General features: G+C 48.2%; 15 protein-coding genes. 6 read left to right on the top strand and 9 right to left on the bottom strand.

All coding sequences use genetic code 11. The annotated features are described in order from the left end of the window. Positions 1 to 79 precede the first annotated feature (79 nt). The 5 genes from F3J36_RS19420 to F3J36_RS19400 all read left to right on the top strand — a co-directional run bounded on the left by F3J36_RS19420 (position 80) and on the right by F3J36_RS19400 (position 6,208). Entirely contained in the window at positions 80 to 904 is an 825-nt protein-coding gene (locus F3J36_RS19420; protein ID WP_166720311.1) for a sugar phosphate isomerase/epimerase, read from the top strand. A 108-nt stretch (positions 905 to 1,012) separates the two neighbouring features. After that, the gene (iolE, locus tag F3J36_RS19415) at positions 1,013 to 1,927 is read left to right on the top strand and encodes a myo-inosose-2 dehydratase (protein ID WP_166720310.1); all 915 of its coding nucleotides are present in this window, start codon (positions 1,013 to 1,015) and stop codon (positions 1,925 to 1,927) included. Between the two features lie 14 nt (positions 1,928 to 1,941). Next, positions 1,942 to 3,372, top strand: a complete 1,431-nt coding sequence (locus F3J36_RS19410; protein WP_166720309.1) for a sugar porter family MFS transporter — start codon at positions 1,942 to 1,944, stop codon at positions 3,370 to 3,372. 205 nt (positions 3,373 to 3,577) lie between these two features. Continuing rightward, positions 3,578 to 4,648 carry an oxidoreductase gene (locus F3J36_RS19405; RefSeq protein ID WP_166720308.1) on the top strand — a complete coding sequence of 357 codons (1,071 nt, stop codon included), beginning with the start codon at positions 3,578 to 3,580 and terminating at the stop codon, positions 4,646 to 4,648. 525 nt (positions 4,649 to 5,173) lie between these two features. Beyond that, positions 5,174 to 6,208: a substrate-binding domain-containing protein gene (locus F3J36_RS19400; protein WP_166720307.1), complete on the top strand. Its 1,035-nt coding sequence runs from the start codon at positions 5,174 to 5,176 to the stop codon at positions 6,206 to 6,208. A gap of 715 nt (positions 6,209 to 6,923) precedes the next feature. On the opposite strand, the gene F3J36_RS19395 is transcribed toward F3J36_RS19400, so the two are convergent. From F3J36_RS19395 to F3J36_RS19360, 8 genes are all read right to left on the bottom strand, one after another. After that, positions 6,924 to 7,667 carry a carboxymuconolactone decarboxylase family protein gene (locus F3J36_RS19395; protein WP_166720306.1) on the bottom strand — a complete coding sequence of 248 codons (744 nt, stop codon included), beginning with the start codon at positions 7,665 to 7,667 and terminating at the stop codon, positions 6,924 to 6,926. A gap of 10 nt (positions 7,668 to 7,677) precedes the next feature. After that, positions 7,678 to 8,088 (bottom strand): cupin domain-containing protein, encoded by a 411-nt coding sequence (locus F3J36_RS19390; protein WP_247653208.1) that lies wholly within the window; start codon positions 8,086 to 8,088, stop codon positions 7,678 to 7,680. Positions 8,089 to 8,345: 257 nt separating this feature from the next. Then, positions 8,346 to 8,924, bottom strand: coding sequence for an NTP transferase domain-containing protein (locus F3J36_RS19385; protein ID WP_166720304.1), 579 nt, complete (start codon positions 8,922 to 8,924; stop codon positions 8,346 to 8,348). After that, positions 8,921 to 9,931: an XdhC family protein gene (locus F3J36_RS19380; RefSeq protein ID WP_166720303.1), complete on the bottom strand. Its 1,011-nt coding sequence runs from the start codon at positions 9,929 to 9,931 to the stop codon at positions 8,921 to 8,923. The genes F3J36_RS19385 and F3J36_RS19380 overlap by 4 nt, the downstream gene beginning before the upstream one ends. A 55-nt stretch (positions 9,932 to 9,986) precedes the next feature. Next, the gene (locus tag F3J36_RS19375) at positions 9,987 to 11,252 is read right to left on the bottom strand and encodes a cytochrome c (RefSeq protein ID WP_247653207.1); all 1,266 of its coding nucleotides are present in this window, start codon (positions 11,250 to 11,252) and stop codon (positions 9,987 to 9,989) included. Positions 11,253 to 11,336: 84 nt separating this feature from the next. Next, complete coding sequence (locus tag F3J36_RS19370) at positions 11,337 to 13,472, bottom strand: molybdopterin cofactor-binding domain-containing protein (protein WP_371742055.1); 2,136 nt, start codon at positions 13,470 to 13,472, stop codon at positions 11,337 to 11,339. A gap of 98 nt (positions 13,473 to 13,570) precedes the next feature. Next, positions 13,571 to 14,029 carry a (2Fe-2S)-binding protein gene (locus F3J36_RS19365; protein WP_166720300.1) on the bottom strand — a complete coding sequence of 153 codons (459 nt, stop codon included), beginning with the start codon at positions 14,027 to 14,029 and terminating at the stop codon, positions 13,571 to 13,573. Positions 14,030 to 14,296: 267 nt separating this feature from the next. Further along, positions 14,297 to 15,346, bottom strand: coding sequence for an NAD(P)-dependent alcohol dehydrogenase (locus tag F3J36_RS19360; RefSeq protein WP_166720299.1), 1,050 nt, complete (start codon positions 15,344 to 15,346; stop codon positions 14,297 to 14,299). A gap of 191 nt (positions 15,347 to 15,537) precedes the next feature. On the opposite strand from F3J36_RS19360, the gene F3J36_RS19355 reads away from it, so the two are divergent. Then, on the top strand, positions 15,538 to 16,425 hold the full coding sequence (locus tag F3J36_RS19355) for a LysR family transcriptional regulator (protein ID WP_166720298.1): 888 nt from the start codon (positions 15,538 to 15,540) through the stop codon (positions 16,423 to 16,425). Between the two features lie 255 nt (positions 16,426 to 16,680). Here the strand turns inward: F3J36_RS19355 and F3J36_RS19350 are convergent, their stop codons facing one another. Then, positions 16,681 to 17,268: an NAD(P)H-binding protein gene (locus F3J36_RS19350; protein WP_166720297.1), complete on the bottom strand. Its 588-nt coding sequence runs from the start codon at positions 17,266 to 17,268 to the stop codon at positions 16,681 to 16,683. Between the last annotated feature and the right edge of the window lie 43 nt (positions 17,269 to 17,311).

The raw sequence follows: 17,311 nt of genomic DNA, 5'->3' as shown, positions 1-17,311 counted from the left end.
GAGCGCCTACCGTAAACGCGATTAATAATATCTGTATTCGATAAAACAATATTATTATCTACATATCATGGTGATTATCATGCTTACCTCTTTACACGGTATTTCGACAAGTCACGGCAATTTAGTAACGGATGTTCGCCTAGCTAAAGAGGCGGGATTTGATTCATTGGAAATATTTTACCCTAAGCTTGTGCGTTACTTAGAAAATGGCGGAACAACTCATGACATTAAAAAAATCATTGCTGATGCCGGGCTATCAATTTCTTTTCTTAGCGCACTGGACAGAATTGAACGACATCAGGTAAGTGAGAAACAGCAGCTGCTGAATGAAGCAGAAAAGATCACTCAGGAAGCCTCTGAGCTGGGTGTAGAAACCATCATGGTATTGCCACGTAATGGCATAGACCACTATTCCGATGAAAAGATCGTGGAAATCATGAGCGAAAATATTGCTGCTATTGCCGCCATCGGTGAACAGCATGGTATTCGCTATATGATCGAGTTACCCGCTTTCACCAAATTCCGTACGTTAAGCCAGGCGCGGGAGGTGATTCGTCGCATTGGTAAAAAAAATGTCGGTGTGGTGGTTGATTTCTGGCACTTCTATGCCTCAGGCGCAACGCCGCAGGATGTGGCGAAGATGGATAACGAGATGATTTTTGGTGTGCACTTCGGTGACGGCCGCGTGCCGCACAGCCCTGAGGAACCCTGGGATGAAACGGTATTACGCGACTGCATACCCGGCGAAGGGGAAATCGATTTGCGCGCCTGGTCAGAAGCCGTTAAATCAACTGGATATAACGGAGCTTGGTCGATTGAATTAATTAGCCCGCGCTTATGGGAACGTGATCCGGCGTTGTTAACAAAAGAACTATTATCCTCCATTAAGAAATATGCTTTTTAATTTAGAAAAAATCAGACTTTAGGTGATAACAATCATTAATGACTATTCACTTCGGATTGATATCACCTTTATTACCTCCCTGTATCTATGAGTGACTGAGAGAATAATATGAATAAAATGATCAAAGCTCCTCGCTTAACAGTGAGAGTGGCCATCAGTCCACTCTCGTGGGCCAATGAAGTGATTGAAGAGTTTGGGAAAGATGCCACGGCGGATATATGCCTTACGGGTGCATTGGCTGCGGGTTATGAGGGCGTCGAAATGAGCCGCTTATTTCCCCGCAATCCTGATGAGCTGAGTAAGCTGTTATCCGATTATAAACTCTCCCTCGCATCCGGCTGGCACAGCGGCTTTCTGGCTGAGCGCAGCGTGGATGAAGAGCTGAGTGCAGTGCATGAGTTTGCCACGCTGCTACAAAAAACCGGTGCACAGGTAATGGTGTATGGCGAATGTGCAGCAATGGCAGAGAATGCCCTGGATGTTCCGTTGTCCCGCCGCCGCCGCTTGACCCCGGAGCAGATGGCCGCCTATGGCGCACGCCTGACCGAATTCGCCAGAAAACTGGCGCAGGGCTATGGCCTGGCCATGGCGTACCACCACCACCTAATGATGGTCGTGGAAACGCAGGATGAAGTCCGCCAGCTGATGGCGGCAACCGGTGATGAAGTTGGCCTGCTGCTGGATACCGGACATGCGCTGACAGGTGGATTCAGTTATGTCGATCTGATTAATGAGTTTGGCCCACGTATTAAGCACATCCATCTAAAAGATGTACGTACGCCGATACTGGAATTCATACGCAGCCAGGACCTCTCTTTTAACGAGGCAGTTCGGGCCGGCATGTTTACCATCCCTGGTGATGGCGCGATCGACTTCCTGCCATTGTTCGAGTTTATCAACGACTCTGGTTACGCTGGCTGGGTGGTGGTGGAAGCTGAGCAGGATCCTTCGCTCGAACGTCCGGAAATCACCGTGGCCAGAGCACGTGACTGGCTCAATACTATCCTGCCTACCCGAGCATAAAGGAGAGAAACTTCATGTCTTATCAACACAAGTTTAATGCTCGGTATGTGTATATGCTTTGCCTGGCAGCTGCCGCTGGCGGATTTATGTTTGGTTACTCCGAAGGGGTGATTGCCGCTACGCTGGATTCGATTCAGAAGGTCTTCGGGTTGAGCTCGATAGAAACCGGCTGGGCAGTTTCAAGCGTCATTTTTGGCGGCGTCATCGGTGCGCTGACAGCCGGAAAAATGGCGGATAAAACCGGTCGCAAACCAGTCATGCTGGTCAGTGCGGTACTGTTTGTGGTGACTTCTTATCTTTCGGCCGTTGCCGATTCGTTTGTGTTGTTTACCAGTGCAAGACTGGTATGTGGCATTGCCGTTGGACTGGCGGCGACGGTAACGCCAATGTATATCTCTGAAATTTCGCCAGCCAAAATGCGCGGTAAAGCCACAGGTACTTACGACCTCTCTATCGTGGCCGGGGTGCTGGCGGTATTTACTGTCAACTATCTGATTGCGCGTGGCATGCCGCAGGCATGGATGGTTGAAACCGGCTGGAGAATCATGATGGCGGTACAGCTGGTGCCGTCGCTGTCAATGCTGGTCTTGATCATTCTGGTTCCTGAGTCACCGCACTGGTGCATCCGACATAACCGAGGCGAGCAGGCGATCAAAGTGCTCTCGCGTATCTATCCGGAATTTAATCAGGAAGAGGCGCGTCAATTATTCCAACTGCCATCTTCCGCTGCCAAAAAATCAACCACGGCGCGCAAGGGCGTGATGCCGGAAAATCCGGTACTGCGCTATATCCTGGTGGTTGGGGTAGCGATTGCTGTTCTGCAGCAGTTTACCGGCATCAACGTCATCAACTACTACACGCCGATGATGCTGGAAGGCACCACCAGTAATAAAGACATTATCTTCTTCGAAACCATTTTTGTGGCCTTGCTCAATGGTGTTGGCGCGTTTATCGGAATGCACCTGTTTGACCATTATGGCCGCCTGCCGATCATGAAGATTGGCACCATGGGGGCCATCATCGGACTGCTAATCGCCTCTTGGGGTCTGTATACCAATGATGTCGGCTATATCGCCATTAGCGGCATCCTGATCTTTACGTTGTTCTTTGGTATGGGTTGGGGAGCAGGTGCATGGGTGATGATCTCAGAAATTTTCCCGGACAGAATCCGTGAATCCAGCATGGGGTTGGCCGTGGGCCTGATGTGGGTCACCAATTTCCTGATCACCCTGGTGTTCCCAATCGTCAACGACAATGTCTGGTTGCAGGAGCAGTTCCATGGCGCATTCTCCATGTGGATCTTCGTAGTGTTCAACGCGTTCTGTTACTGGTTCTTGTCGCGTTATGTACCGGAAACCCGTGGTGTCGCCCTGGAAGATATTGAAAAAGTAGCGGAAGCGAAGATGCTGAAAAATACGCTTTCTGTGCAGACGGAGAAAGTCTGAACCCACGGAAATTCTCCGGCGGGTTTTCCGGTAGAGAACAGAAAAAGCACAGTATCAGTATCCTGTATTAGTCATATCATCTGTCAGGCGAGGAGATTAATTCTTTTGGCAGATGATATTTATTGTGTCCAAAATCGGGATGCCGGATTCGCAGTGTTTTTAATTTATGAAAAATTCACTCTCAGTTAATTCATCAGGACTCTATATGAACAATAAATATTTAGCGATCAATGTAGCCCTTATTGGTTATGGATATGTCGGCCAATATTTCCATGGCCCTTTACTCAGTGCCATTGAGGGCTTATGTCTGAAAACCGTGGTTTCAAGCCAGGTAGATAAAGTGAAAGCTGATTTCCCTGACGTGATAGTGGTTAGCTCAGCCGAAGAAGCGATAAAAGATAGCGATATTGATTTAGTGGTGCTGGCAACCCCAAATGAGACCCATGCCCCTTTGGCTGAACTTGCCTTAAAAGCCGGTAAAAATGTTGTCGTAGACAAGCCTTTCACTTTAACCCTTGACCAGGCTCGCTACCTGCAACAAGTAGCGGAAGAAAACCAGGTTATACTTTCTGTTTTTCATAACCGTCGCTGGGATAGCGATTACCTTGGCATTAAAGCTGTCATTGAAAGTGGCAAGCTTGGGCGCATTGTTCATTTTGAGTCTCACATTGATAAATTTCAGCCACGGGTGATAGATCGTTGGCGCGACAAGAATTTACCAGGCAGTGGTCTATGGTTTGATATCGGCCCCCATATCGCGGACCAGGCATTACAGTTGTTCGGCTTACCGGAATCTATTCAGGCCAACATAGCCAACCTGCGTGATAATGCTGAAATAGATGACTGGGCGCATGTGGTTTTAAATTATGCAAAACACAAAGTCATTTTAAATTGCACAATGCTCTCAGCCGGTGGCGTTTCACGGTTCACTGTCCACGGAACTGAAGGCTCTGCCGTTAAAAGCGAGGCCGACAAGCAGGAAGACCAGTTGATTGCAGGGATAAAACCGGGAACGCCGGAGTGGGGTATAGATTCAGACGATGTAATATTGTTTGGTGAGAATCTAAGCCCAATACCACAGGCGACACCTAAAGGTGACCAACGCCAGTATTATTTTGCCATCCGTGACGCCCTGCTGGGTCAGCGGCAGAATCCTGTAACTCCTCTGCAAGCAATTGCGGTAATGGCAGTAATAGAAGCTGCCTATTCTTCTGCAAAATCCGGTAAAGTCGTTGAATTACCTTTAACCTCTGCCGAAAAAGAAAAATGGCTTTAAACTAAAACTTACACAGCTGGAGAGCCTTAAGCAATGGCGATAAAAAGTCAGATAAATGCGGAATTTTAGACATTTGCTGAAAAACCTTCTTAATCAATCAATTCTCCGGCTACCCGTTCCCTCAAGAAAGCTTTATAAGCCGAATAGGCTCCCATCCGATGGGTAATGACTGGTTGCCTGTGCTCGCCAGCACTTAAATGATGCATTAATAATCATTACTGAGTGATATTACAATGCAAATTAATCCTTTTCGCCTCATACTATGATCTTTCTCACATAACTGAAATGAAAACGTAACTTGCATTTTTCCAATACTTTCAATACGATAGTATGAAATTGGACTTTGCTTGGTGAAGCCGATGGGATACGAAGAAATTATGGTGGTATAAAATGACTCAAATAACTCTCATCATAAGTCATGATATGTAACTAGAGGCATTATGCTTCAACCTGATTGTACGGGGACTTGAGCTGTAAAATGAGTTAACATTCAATAAATGAACAAGTTATTACAGGCAAAAATTAATGAATCGCAAACCCACTATGAAAGAGCTTGTTGATGCAACTCATCTCAGCAGAGCGACTATAGATCGCGTATTGAATAATCGCCCTGGAGTAAATCCCAAAACCATTGAAACTGTACAACATGCATACTCAGCACTGCTTGTAGAGGCTGCCGGCTTGGTTCACGCCCCTAAAATGCGAACTTCAAGTGTATTTTCTGTTGTGGTTCAGGCCGGTGATGAGTACAACGCTTCATTGAAATCGGCCGCTGAGCGAATTAAAGCGAGTTTAGAAACTAAAGGTATCACTCTTAATGTTTGCTGCAGCTCAGATATGAATGACAATGAAGTCATCAGGCTGCTGAATACACAAGCTGAGCATGCTGACGGTATTGCCATTGTAGCTAAAAATACTCCCGCTATTAATTCTGCAGTGCACAAATTAAAATTGGAAGGAAAGCATATTATCGCATTGGTAAGTGATATTGAACCCGATGTAAGAGATGCGTATGTTGGCATAAATAACCGAGCTGCAGGGCAGGCTGCGGGATTTATTCTTGGTAAGCATTTGCAATATTGTACTGATGCAAGTGTTGCTGTCATCGTTGGTACATTGTCTTATAGTTGCCATGATGACAGAGAAATAGGATTCAGAGCACAAATTCGTAAAACCTTCCCGGCGGTGAGCGTATCTGAGGTTATTTCAGGCAATGACAATACCCAACAAACCTATGATGCCGCAATTCAACTTTTAAATAATGTTAAAAATATTCGCGCAATATATAATGTTGCTGGAGGAAACGCAGGTCTTGTTGCCGCTCTGGATGAGATTGAAAGTGAAGTCCGTCCAATTCTTATCACACACGAGGTAAATGAAGTAACCGAAGAATTAATTATTAACGAAAAGATTGATTACATAATTTCTCAGGACATGTCGCAACTCTTGATAAAAACCGCAGAGAAACTTCAAAACATCAAAGAAGGAAATAATTTTGGAATTCATACCTTCCTTCCTATCGAAATAATCACCAGATTTACGCTTCCAACATTAATGTAAAATGATGGTGTGTTTATTTACTGATCTCGATGCTTTGGCTGTGCATATCGAAATTCATTGAGAAATGTAAAGCATGATGTAATGTCACAGCGTTGCAGGCATCATTATTTAACATAATGAACATTACGCGTACTTTTATAACCTATTGAGTTATATGACTTATATTGTATAATCTTGTTTTACAATAACTTCTGCTGAATTCAACGAGGCAATATTTACGCTGTGATGCAGCAGAATGACTTTGCATCCCGTGTGCGGATTGTCCACCATCACATCGGCATCACTGCCTCGGTGAACTTATCCAGATTGACGGACCGCGTCTAAACTGATTTGAGAGTGCACAATGTTGCATGCTTTTTTACGAAGAAGTTGCCACCTGTGATCTTAAGCATCTATGCTTGTGTCAGTGTGAATCAGCCACTGATTACATGAACTCCACGCATGCCAATTTCGATAAACACGGCAAGACGGCTGAGCACTACAACAAGTGAATATCATTCTGTGCCGATAATTCTCAGTCAAAGGGGCGCATTTAACGCGTCATGATCAAGCTTTTAGCAATGATTTCACCAGTTTGATTCGTAGTAAATTCTTTACTTGGCTTTGGCTTGGTTAGGCCAAATATAAGGGCCTAATGATAAGTTTGAACTCAAAAGAATAAGAGATTTGTGATTATTCACTTAATGGCTCAAAAACTAAATTTTGAGCCAAATTTTTATTTTATATCTTTCATTACTTCTTCAAGTCGCTGAGCGACCGCTTCTTCTCCCTGAGCGTCAAACATCTCCCGGAGTTCGGCAAGTTGTAATTTGTCGAAGCCGACATTCATGCTGACGCGCAGATGCGACCGCAGTTGGGACTCGACACCGCTCATTCCCGCCAGAGCACCCACGGTAGCTAACTCACGACTTTTCCAGTCCAGATTGTCGCGCGCGAAAATATCGCCAAACAAGTGCGCTTTAAGGAACTGATCGATAGCCGGGGCGAATTCAAACAGCGGCCCTTTTACCGGGCTCCCCACCAGCGCCGTCTGATTGCGCGTACCGACGGCGAGCATGTTATCAGGCGTTGGAACCGGCCCGGCCTCGCTACCTGGCTGATCATCTTTGCCCTGTAAGCGACGGGCATCAATCACTTTCATCAATTCTCCCAGCGCGTTGAGGCTGCGAGGGAAGCCCGCATAAGCATAAAGCTGAACCAGTACCTCACGACACTGGCTGAGGGTCAGGCCCGCATCCAATCCCTGATTTAGCGCGTCATTCAGTTTGGCAATATTGCCTGTCGCGGCGTAGGCCGCGATCACCGCGATACTTTTTTGTTGCAGGGTCAACGGATGTGTCTGTTTTTGCAGTAGCGCGACATATTTTTTCTGTTCTGGCTCGGAAGGTTCCTCAGCCAGACTCACTGATGAGGCAAGCGCAGCGCACATCATTAACGAGGCATTGATGCTTTTCATCATCCTTCACTCCTTACAGAGAGGCCGTAGATCCGTACTGTTCATCGCTGACTTTCTCCAGCCACTCAACCACTTTGCCGTTTTCAGCTTCAGCGATAGCAATATGCGACATGCTGTTCTCGGGTGCGGCGCCATGCCAATGTTTGACGCCTGCCGGGATCCACACAACATCGCCCGGACGGATATCACGTGCTTCACCGCCCCACTCCTGCACACGTCCCAGACCTGCTGTCACAATCAGTGTTTGCCCCAGCGGATGGGTATGCCATGCCGTGCGCGCGGAGGGTTCAAAGGTCACCGTCGCGCCGCCAATACGTGCGGGTTCGCTTCCCTGAAACGGCGCATCAATACGCACCGTACCGGTGAAATACTCTGAGTTGCCTTTAACCGAAGGTTTTTCACCACTTTGCCAGACAGTGATCATCGATGTGTTCTCCTTTGCAGAAACCACTGAGACAGATAACGCCAGTATGAGTGCAGCAGCAATTCTCATTATGTAGGCTCCGTGCTTCAGGTTCGGGTTCGGGTGATGACCGCTCTGAAACGGGCGGCCACATTGATTGCAGCTAAAAGTGTAGGACCGTGAGGATTAATTGATAAGGTAGTCAAATCAGAATAGGTTTATGAACAAAATTCAACAATCAAAGCGAAGTAATTATCCCCCCGCTCTACGATCCCTCTTTAGCCATCGGATAATCGCTGAGCTAACAGGCTGAGCATCGCGGGCGTATCTACATCCTGCAGGCACCCCTGATCGGTTAATTTGACTGGCATTACGGTATGGGTGCTGAGCAACGTACGCGCACCATTATCACCCTCTAACTGAATCAAATCGGCATAAAACGATTTTTGGAGCCCCACCGGATGACCGGGCATCCCGTTCACTTCACTGCGCACCAAAGGGGATGTCTGCAATGCGCGGCCCACAGCCAGATAGCTGGCTGTGGTAAGTAACGGCATATCGGCCAGCACAATTAACCAGCCATCATAATGTGATGTGGCTGCAACGCCTGCGGCAATGGAGTGGCCCAATCCTGCACTTGCCACTTTAATCAGGTGCGCCCGGCTGGCCAGCAGATGAATGTCACGGTCTTCAGGCCGGGACACCACATAGACATCCATTTTACTTGCGAGTGCCTGCTCAAGCGTATGCTGCAGAACAGACTTGCCCTTTAGAAACGCCAGCAATTTATGCCCGCTGTGTGCCTGTTTGAAACGTTGGCTTAAGCCTGCAGCCATTATCAATATGGCCAAGTTCATGGATGCGCAGTACTCACGTCATGAGCCGTGGCGACCTCAGATCGGCTCACACCACTTTTATAGCGAACGATATCCGCCATGATCGACAGCGCGATTTCAGCGGGTGTTTTGCTACCAATATCAATACCTACCGGTGCATGGATTCTGCTGACCTGCCGGGGCTCTAAGTCGCCAATCCGCACCAGCCGTTCTTTACGTCGCTGGCTGTTGTTCATCGATCCCATCGCACCAATGTAAAAGGCCGGCAGATTCACCGCCTCCATCATCGTGAGATCGTCAATACGCGGATCGTGGGTCAGTGAAAGGATCGCCGTGCCGGGATGGCAGCCCTCTCGTTCCAGATAAGCCGCCGGGAATTGCCTGATCAGTGTGATGCTATTATCCAGTTCGCCCGCCAGATTGAGCAGCACCTCTTCACGGTGTTCACATACCAGCGTTTCGAATCCCAGAGCCAGCGCGAAATTAGCGCAATACAGCGCGACGTTCGACAGGCCCGCAATAATCACTCTGAGCGGAGCAGACAGTGTTAACATCACTTCAGCCCCCTTGATTTGAGCAAAGGTGTGACTCGCATAAGCGCCGGGTTTAACAGCATGGCAGGCATGAGGTAATACCAGTCTTTTCTCCAGTGAATGGGCACTGATCATCGCGTGTTGCATGCGCTGCAGATAGTCCGTCGCGGCAATGCCGGGCAGCAATTTTTCTACCAGAATATCCAGCACGCCACCGCAGGGCAGCGCGCGATCGGGCGCGAAGCCGCCCTCACCGTAACGCACTATTTGGCTAGCAGCGGAGAACACCGCATCGCTAATGCGCGCGATAAAGCTCTCCTCCACACATCCGCCTGACAGCGAACCGCAGTAACGCCCATCTTCTCTGATCACCATCATTGCGCCCGGCGGCCGCGGTGATGAGCCATAGGTATTGAGCACCGTACAGAGCCATACGGGAGATTCCTCTGCCCACGTCAGCGCAGTACTGATGACCTGCACATCAAGATTGTGCATGGAGTTCTCCCGTTTGGCATTTCATCGTCTTATCAAAAAACCGCAAGTTTCATGGCTAACGCATCTGCAAAATAATCACGTTACTGCTGGCCGGATCTGTTTTACCCCGCAGCTCACCGACCGCTTTTGCATCCACTTTCTCACCCTGATTCCCCCATGAAGTACGAATAAAATTCAGCACCTCAGCAGCCTGCTGATCGGTCAGCTGTTTCCGGTACGGTGGCATGCGGTAAGCATCTGGCACGCCATCGGCGACAATACGGGCTGAACCATTCAGGACCACATTGATAGCCGAAGCGGAATCCACTTGCATCGAGGTTGCACCCGCCAGCGGTGGGATCCACGGCGCCTGACCACGACCATCGGCACCGTGACAGCTGCTGCATCGCGCCGTGTAAATTTGACTACCAGAATGGTTATCTGCGAGCGTGCTTTCCATATTTTGATACTGCCAACTGCTGCCTGCATTTTGACTGCCCGATGGCAGCGCTTTTAAGTAGTGCGCAATCGCACGCAGATCGTCTTCATTCATAAACTGCGTCGAGTTATTAAAGGCGTCAGCCATAGATCCAAACACCACCGCATGCTGGTTACGCCCCTGTTTCAGGAACGTTACCACATCCTGTTCACTCCAGCGACTGATGCCGGTATTGGCGTCATTACGCAGGCTCGGTGCGTACCAGCCGTCCAATAATGCCCCCGCCAGGTAATCAGGACTGCTGGCATCCAGAGCGTTTTCATTAAATGCCAGCCCGCGCGGCGTATGGCAGCTACCACAGTGACCGGGACCTTCAACCAGATACGCACCACGATTCCACAAAGCATCATGCCCTTCCTGAGACTGATAAGGTCCGCCACGTGAAAATGCCGCGCTCCAAAATGCCAGCGGCCAGCGCATGTTCAATGGCCAGGGAATCTCAGAAGCGATGTTCTGGCGAGAAACCGGTTTAACACCCTGCTTCATAAACGCATACAGCGCGGCAATATCCTCATCGGACAGCTTCTGATAAGAGGGAAACGGCATAGCGGGATAGAGCCGATGGCCGTCCTGCGCAACGCCATGGCGTACTGCACGATCGAAATCAGCCAGTGTGTAGCGACCAATACCGGTATCGTTATCTGGCGTGATGTTAGTGGTAAAGATCTTGCCCACCGGCGTGGCCATCGCCAGCCCGCCGCTGAACGGAGGTGCATCAGGTGTGCTATGGCAAGCGACACAATCGCTAAGACGGGCAACATATTCGCCTTTGCGCACCAGGTCCGCCGAAGCCGCAGTCTGCGTCAGGGGTTGATCGTCAAAATGCGAAGCAGGCGTGCGCATGAGCCAAAGCGATGCCAGCACAGCCACGCAAACGATGACAGCTGATATCAGCCCAAACCTTTTTAGTTTCATGGTTTATTCCCGTCAGCTGAAGGTAAAGCGAGAGAGAGGCATGGCGCGGATGCGCTCGCCAGTCAGTCGGGACACCGCATTCGCCACGGCGGGAGGCACCGCAGGCAGCGGCGGTTCACCGATACCACCCATTTTTGCGCCGCTCTCCACGATACGTACGTGCACCTGCGCCATACGTGATGGTGGCAAGATGGGATACATATCGTAGTTACGCGCTACCGGCTGCCCTTTCTCATACACACTTTCTTCCAGCAGAACCTGTGATAACCCTAGCGCCACGGCACTGTTAACCTGCGCCTCAACTATCGCTGGATTGACAATGCTGCCGGGATCAATGGCTTCCCATATCTGATGCACAGTGACCTGACCGTTTTCGATCGACACTTCAGCAATGGCGGCCGCTTCAGTGCCAAACGGCGAGGCCATCGCCACACCGCGTGCACGACGAGTACCATCAGCCGCCGTGTAGGGCCCTGCCTGCCAGCCACCTGAAAGCTCTGCCACCGCATTCAGCAAAGTGGTTAAACGTTCGTTGCCCTGTAGCAAATGCAGACGCAAGGCAAAGGGATCGAGTTTGCTGTGATCGGCAATTTCGTCGAGGAAGCACTCATAAAGAAAATCATTCATCGAGTTGCCCACTGACCGCCAGTAACCGAGTTTGACCGGACCCTTCTTATAAATCTGCGCGATGCGCACGTTAGGAATCGCGTAGGATTTCCCTGCCAGTCCCTCCACCGCCGTGGGATCCAGTTTGCTAGCGTGTTTACCGGCTATTCCTTCGGTAGGTCCCTCGCATATACTTATGGCCTCCAGTGCAACCGGGTAGCCTTGCGCATCCAGCCCTGCCTGAAAGCGAACGGCAGCCATAGGCCTGTGTGTATCACGCAAAAACTCCTCTTCACGGCTCCAAATCAGTTTGACGGGACGGCCCACCGCTTTAGCCAGCTGAATCGCCTGGGGATAGACCATCGCTGTGTCATAAACAAAGTGGCGACCAAAAAATCCACCGAGCAGCGGCGAGTGTATGATGATGTTTTCTGGTGTCAGGCCAGTGCGCTTAGCGATATCCGCCTGAAACATCTCCGGGGCCTGATTGGGGATCCACAATTCCAGCGTGCCATCGTCATTAAAACGCGCGAGAGCTGACGGCGGCTCCAGCTGAGCGTGATTGAGATATTGGCTGTGATAGGTCGCGCTAAGCGTCGTTTTCGCCGCTGACATCCCTTGGGCGAAATCCCCTTTCACTTCCGCATCCTCACCGTTGCCGGGCTCCTGCGCCAGTGCTGCAGCAAACGCCTCAGTGGAGAAATCGGCAGGCATGTAATTCGCATCTGGCGTTTGCGGCTCTTGCCAGGCAACCTGGAGCGTTTCGGCCGCGCGTTTGGCTTGCCACCACCGTTCAGCGACCACGGCAACCGCGCCAGTCAGCACATGGACTGAATGTACGCCTTTCATGCCTTGCACCTGCAGCAGATTACGGATGTCGCCCGCTGTCAGCCCCAGTCGTGGCGCATGCTGAACGGCCGCGTGCAGCATGTCATCAACCCGGCAATCAATGGTGTAAATGGCCTGTCCGGTAGATTTTTCATGCATGTCCAGACGCTGAACTGGCTTACCGATCCAGCGAAACTGTGTGGGATCTTTAAGCTTTATTGTTTCAGGCGACGGCACCGGCAAATCGCGCGCACGCTCAGCCAGTTCTCCATAAGTGAGGGAGCGACCAGAGGAGGCATGAATGACACGTCCCGGTTCAGTGTGCAGTTGATCAACCGGCACGGAGAGCGCCGCCGCCGCGGCCTGCAATAACATCTGTCGCGCCAGCGCACCCAACCGCCGCATCGTGGTATAGCTGGAACGAACAGACTGGCTGCCCCCGGTGATGCGCATTCCACTGTCCATTACCTTGTATTGCGAACCCGCGGGCGCATTCTCAACCACAAAGGTAGCGGGATCGGCATCCAGTTCTTCCCCGACAATTTGCGCCATGGCGGTAAAGATCCCTTGTCCACCTTCAACAAAAGGCGAAAGGAATTTGATAGAGTTATCGGGGCGAATTTCCAGGAAGGCTGGCACACGCGTGCCGGGAGGCAGAGAAACGTCGGCAGATTGCGCTCGCCCTTCACCAATGGGTAAACCTACGCCCAGCACAAAAGCACCGGCCAGGCTGCTGCTGGCCAGTAAAAAGCGGCGACGTGAGAGATTCGCGGGCTGCTCGCCCAGTGTTTCGACAGTTTCTGCAAAGCGAATCATGCTTTCGCCTCCAAGCCAGCGACTTCATGAATCGCCGCACGGATGGCGTTGTAGGTTCCGCAACGACACAGGTTCACCATGGCGGCGGCAATCTCCTCCTCGGAAGGATGTGGATTATGTTGCAACAGTGCCCTTGCTGCCATCACCTGACCCGACTGGCAATAGCCACATTGGGGTACCTGATATTTGATCCACGCATCCACCAGCCGCTTGCCTATATCATCACTTTCAATGGCTTCGATGGTGGTGATCTGTTTACCCACCGCTTTCTCCACCGGAGTGCTGCAGGAACGAACAACCTGTCCGTCGATCATCACTGAACATGCCCCACATTGCGCCAGGCCGCAGCCGTACTTGGTACCCGTCATAGCCAGATCATCACGTATCACCCATAGCAGTGGCGTGTCCGCTTCAGCATCAGTTTGGTAGGTCTTATTGTTGATGTGCAGTTCCATCGGTATGCGCTCCCATTGGTAGTACAACGCTCACAAAAGGCGGAAAGAAGGGAAATTTTTAATCCTTACAAAGGATAGTGAAATGTGGAATACCCGCCAGCAGAATGCCTCTATGAGCAAAACTCACGAATAGATTGAAAAAATAAATGCAAAGATGTGCTATTAACTGAGTGGATTGTGCTTGGTGAAGTAATTCGAGATCGGATTAAGGCCATCATTAAAAACGCTTGATGGCCTGCAAATACCAAATCCGACTGGATAAGGATTTTAGTTCAATGTAGACATATCCACGACAAATCGATACTTAACATCACCTTTTTCAAGTCTTTCAAAGGCTTCATTAACCTTATCAGCATCAACCAGTTCAATATCCGCGGTAATATTATGTTCAGCACAGAATTCAAGCATCTCCTGAGTTTCATCAATTCCACCAATATTAGAACCCGCAAAGCTGCGTCTTCCTTTAACAATGTTAAATGCACCCACTTCAAACGGTTCTGGTGGAAGACCAACAAGTACTACGGTACCGTCAATAGCCAGAAGTTTTAAATATGCATTGATATCGTGCTTAGCTGAAACAGTATCGATAATAATATCGATCTTACCTGCGAATTTTTTCATCTGCTCAGCATCAGATGTCAGGACGGCTTCATGTGCTCCCAGACGCTGCGCATCCTCAATTTTTGCCTGAGATGTTGTGAGAACAACGACATGTGCGCCCATCGCGCGAGCAATGCGAATTGCAACATGACCAAGGCCACCAATCCCTAACACACCAACAACTTTGCCAGCTCCGGCCTTCCAGTGTTTAAGAGGAGAGTAAACGGTAATACCTGCACACAGCAGCGGAGCAGCAGCTGCCATATCTGCAAAATCAGGCATCTTAAGCGTATAACGCTCTTTGCAAACATACGTTTTAGCGAATCCGCCATAGGTCATGCCACCCAGATGTTTATCAGGGGTGTTGAAAGAGAGTGTGGTACCGTTCTCGCAAAATTGCTGCAGATCACGTTCGCAAGCAGGACAGCTTCCGCAGGAGTCAACAATACAACCGACTGCGGCATAGTCACCAACTTTGAAATTCGTAACATCACTGCCAACAGCAGTTACACGTCCAACGATTTCATGACCGGGAACAACTGGGAATGTTGTTGCGCCAAAATCATCCTTGACCTGATGTAGATCGGAATGGCAAATACCGCAGTATAGGATTTCCATTTCTACATCATCCGTCAGCAACCCACGGCGCTGAATGTTGAAAGTATGAAGTGGATTAGCAGAAGAGTCGGTACCGATAGCTTTTACTGATTTAATCATTAGTTCCTCACCATACGTTCACTTTTAGGTCTTTTAGATTAATGCTTTATTTATTGAAAATTAAATGGTTATAAATAATTAAGTCTATGAAAGAAATTCATGAATTAACTTGCTGATTTCAAACTGAATTCTTGTAAGTCATACTCTTCTGATATGATAACGAGCTAGCCAGACAGATTAATGAGGATTGGATGAAACGAGAAGAGATGGGTGATCTTTTGACTTTTATGGCAGTGGCTGAAGAACGTAGTTTTACGCGTGCTGCCGCTGTACTTGGAATATCTCAGAGTGCCATTAGCCATGCAATAAAAAAGTTAGAAAGTAATTTAGGTGTGAGGCTCCTCAACCGTACAACGCGTAATGTATCGTGTACCGAGGCAGGATCGCGCCTCCTGGAAACACAGAAACCAGCAGTATTAAACATTGAGGGTTTAATAGAATCATTTGAAGATATAAGAGGTCAGCCAAAAGGAAATATAAAAGTCACTTCTACAAATTTCGCTGCTACAACTTTTATCCTCCCAGCACTGGAGAGGTTCAATGAAAAATATCCTGAAATAAACTTTGAACTGAATGCAACGTCTCAAATGATTGATATTATAGAAATGGAATATGATGCTGGCATAAGACTTGATGACCAAGTTGAAAGAGATATGATCGCGGTAAGAATTGGAGGTGAGAGCCAGATGGTTATCGCAGCAACTCCTGAATACTTAAAAAAACATGGAGAGCCTGCATCTCCTGCTGATCTTATTAATCACAACTGTATCAATCTGAGAATGGTATCTTCTGGAATAATATATAGCTGGGAATTTGAGGAAGGAGGGAAGCCATTTAAAGTAAAAGTCGGGGGTTCCATTATCTGCAATAATGCCGCTTTTGCCGCTGGTTGTGCATTGCGTGATTTAGGAATAGTTTGTTTGTTAAAAGAGTCAATTGAGGAGTTTTTAGACAATGGGAGACTCATACAAATCTTAACCAACTGGACACCCTCTTTCCCTGGATTCCATTTGTATTATCCCAGCAGAAAGCAAAATTCAGCGGCCTTTCAGCTTTTTATTGATGAAATACGATTGTGATTTTTACTTATCTAGCAAATCAAGATATTAATAAATCAACCCATCAATATACATTAAGATTAAAATATAGTAACTGGAGTGACACCTTGAAAACCATTAAGCTAAAATCACACAATCTTTTTATCATAGCATCTAAATGACCTGTCATATCCTCTTGCTTGAAAATAACTCTGAATTATCGAAATTCAGCATTCAAATAGTAAAGCGACACTCTCGATGAGGGTGTCGCTGAAGACAACTACCAGAAATTTTTACTCAATTACACTGAGAAACACCCAAGCTGACTCTGATGTAATCGTCAGGATTTAAGACTATTTTTTCAATCAAGTGAGCAATGCTGAGCCGCGTAACTTGCTCACCTATAAATGGCTCACCCTTATGAGTAACTTGATAGTTTATATCATCACCATTAATAAACCAAGCAGGTCTGATAATCACATAACTTACATCTGAATTTTCAATCGTTCCGGCAGCTTCACGATATGGTTTAAGAATATCACCATAATCATTACCAGGAACCTCATCATAAATCCCCATAGAACTTATGAATATTAGCTTTTTGGCCTTTGTAATCTTCATGGCTTTTAGAATAATTTCTGCGTATTCTTTTAAGTCACCACTAAGATTAGCATAAATAATGTCCTTATTGATCATGGCTGAACATAAGGCATCAAAGTCCCTGATATCTCCCTCTAATATTTTAACGTTTTCAGAGGATTTACTTTTTAACCGATAACTATTTCGTAAAAAAAGCGTGAGCTCTATATCATGGTTTTTACTTAAGTAGTCAGCGGTTACTCTGGCAAGAGAACCCGCCGCACCAAGAATAAGTATTTTTTTCATACAATACCTTAAGGGAGAATATCTCCCTTATAAAGTTTTTTGA

The sequence above is a fragment of the Pantoea sp. Cy-640 genome, assembly GCF_011752635.1.
In the GTDB taxonomy this organism is placed as follows: domain Bacteria; phylum Pseudomonadota; class Gammaproteobacteria; order Enterobacterales; family Enterobacteriaceae; genus Pantoea; species Pantoea dispersa.
This window is presented reverse-complemented; position numbering and strand designations above follow the sequence as displayed.

What these genes read in the sequence shown, in the direction of transcription:
- F3J36_RS19420 (WP_166720311.1), top strand. Translation starts at nt 80, where the DNA reads ATGCTTACCTCTTTACACGGTATTTCGACAAGTCACGGCAATTTAGTA.
- iolE (WP_166720310.1), top strand. Translation starts at nt 1,013, where the DNA reads ATGAATAAAATGATCAAAGCTCCTCGCTTAACAGTGAGAGTGGCCATC.
- F3J36_RS19410 (WP_166720309.1), top strand. Translation starts at nt 1,942, where the DNA reads ATGTCTTATCAACACAAGTTTAATGCTCGGTATGTGTATATGCTTTGC.
- F3J36_RS19405 (WP_166720308.1), top strand. Translation starts at nt 3,578, where the DNA reads ATGAACAATAAATATTTAGCGATCAATGTAGCCCTTATTGGTTATGGA.
- F3J36_RS19400 (WP_166720307.1), top strand. Translation starts at nt 5,174, where the DNA reads ATGAATCGCAAACCCACTATGAAAGAGCTTGTTGATGCAACTCATCTC.
- F3J36_RS19395 (WP_166720306.1), bottom strand. Translation starts at nt 7,667, where the DNA reads ATGATGAAAAGCATCAATGCCTCGTTAATGATGTGCGCTGCGCTTGCC.
- F3J36_RS19390 (WP_247653208.1), bottom strand. Translation starts at nt 8,088, where the DNA reads ATGATCACTGTCTGGCAAAGTGGTGAAAAACCTTCGGTTAAAGGCAAC.
- F3J36_RS19385 (WP_166720304.1), bottom strand. Translation starts at nt 8,924, where the DNA reads ATGAACTTGGCCATATTGATAATGGCTGCAGGCTTAAGCCAACGTTTC.
- F3J36_RS19380 (WP_166720303.1), bottom strand. Translation starts at nt 9,931, where the DNA reads ATGCACAATCTTGATGTGCAGGTCATCAGTACTGCGCTGACGTGGGCA.
- F3J36_RS19375 (WP_247653207.1), bottom strand. Translation starts at nt 11,252, where the DNA reads ATGCGCACGCCTGCTTCGCATTTTGACGATCAACCCCTGACGCAGACT.
- F3J36_RS19365 (WP_166720300.1), bottom strand. Translation starts at nt 14,029, where the DNA reads ATGGAACTGCACATCAACAATAAGACCTACCAAACTGATGCTGAAGCG.
- F3J36_RS19360 (WP_166720299.1), bottom strand. Translation starts at nt 15,346, where the DNA reads ATGATTAAATCAGTAAAAGCTATCGGTACCGACTCTTCTGCTAATCCA.
- F3J36_RS19355 (WP_166720298.1), top strand. Translation starts at nt 15,538, where the DNA reads ATGAAACGAGAAGAGATGGGTGATCTTTTGACTTTTATGGCAGTGGCT.
- F3J36_RS19350 (WP_166720297.1), bottom strand. Translation starts at nt 17,268, where the DNA reads ATGAAAAAAATACTTATTCTTGGTGCGGCGGGTTCTCTTGCCAGAGTA.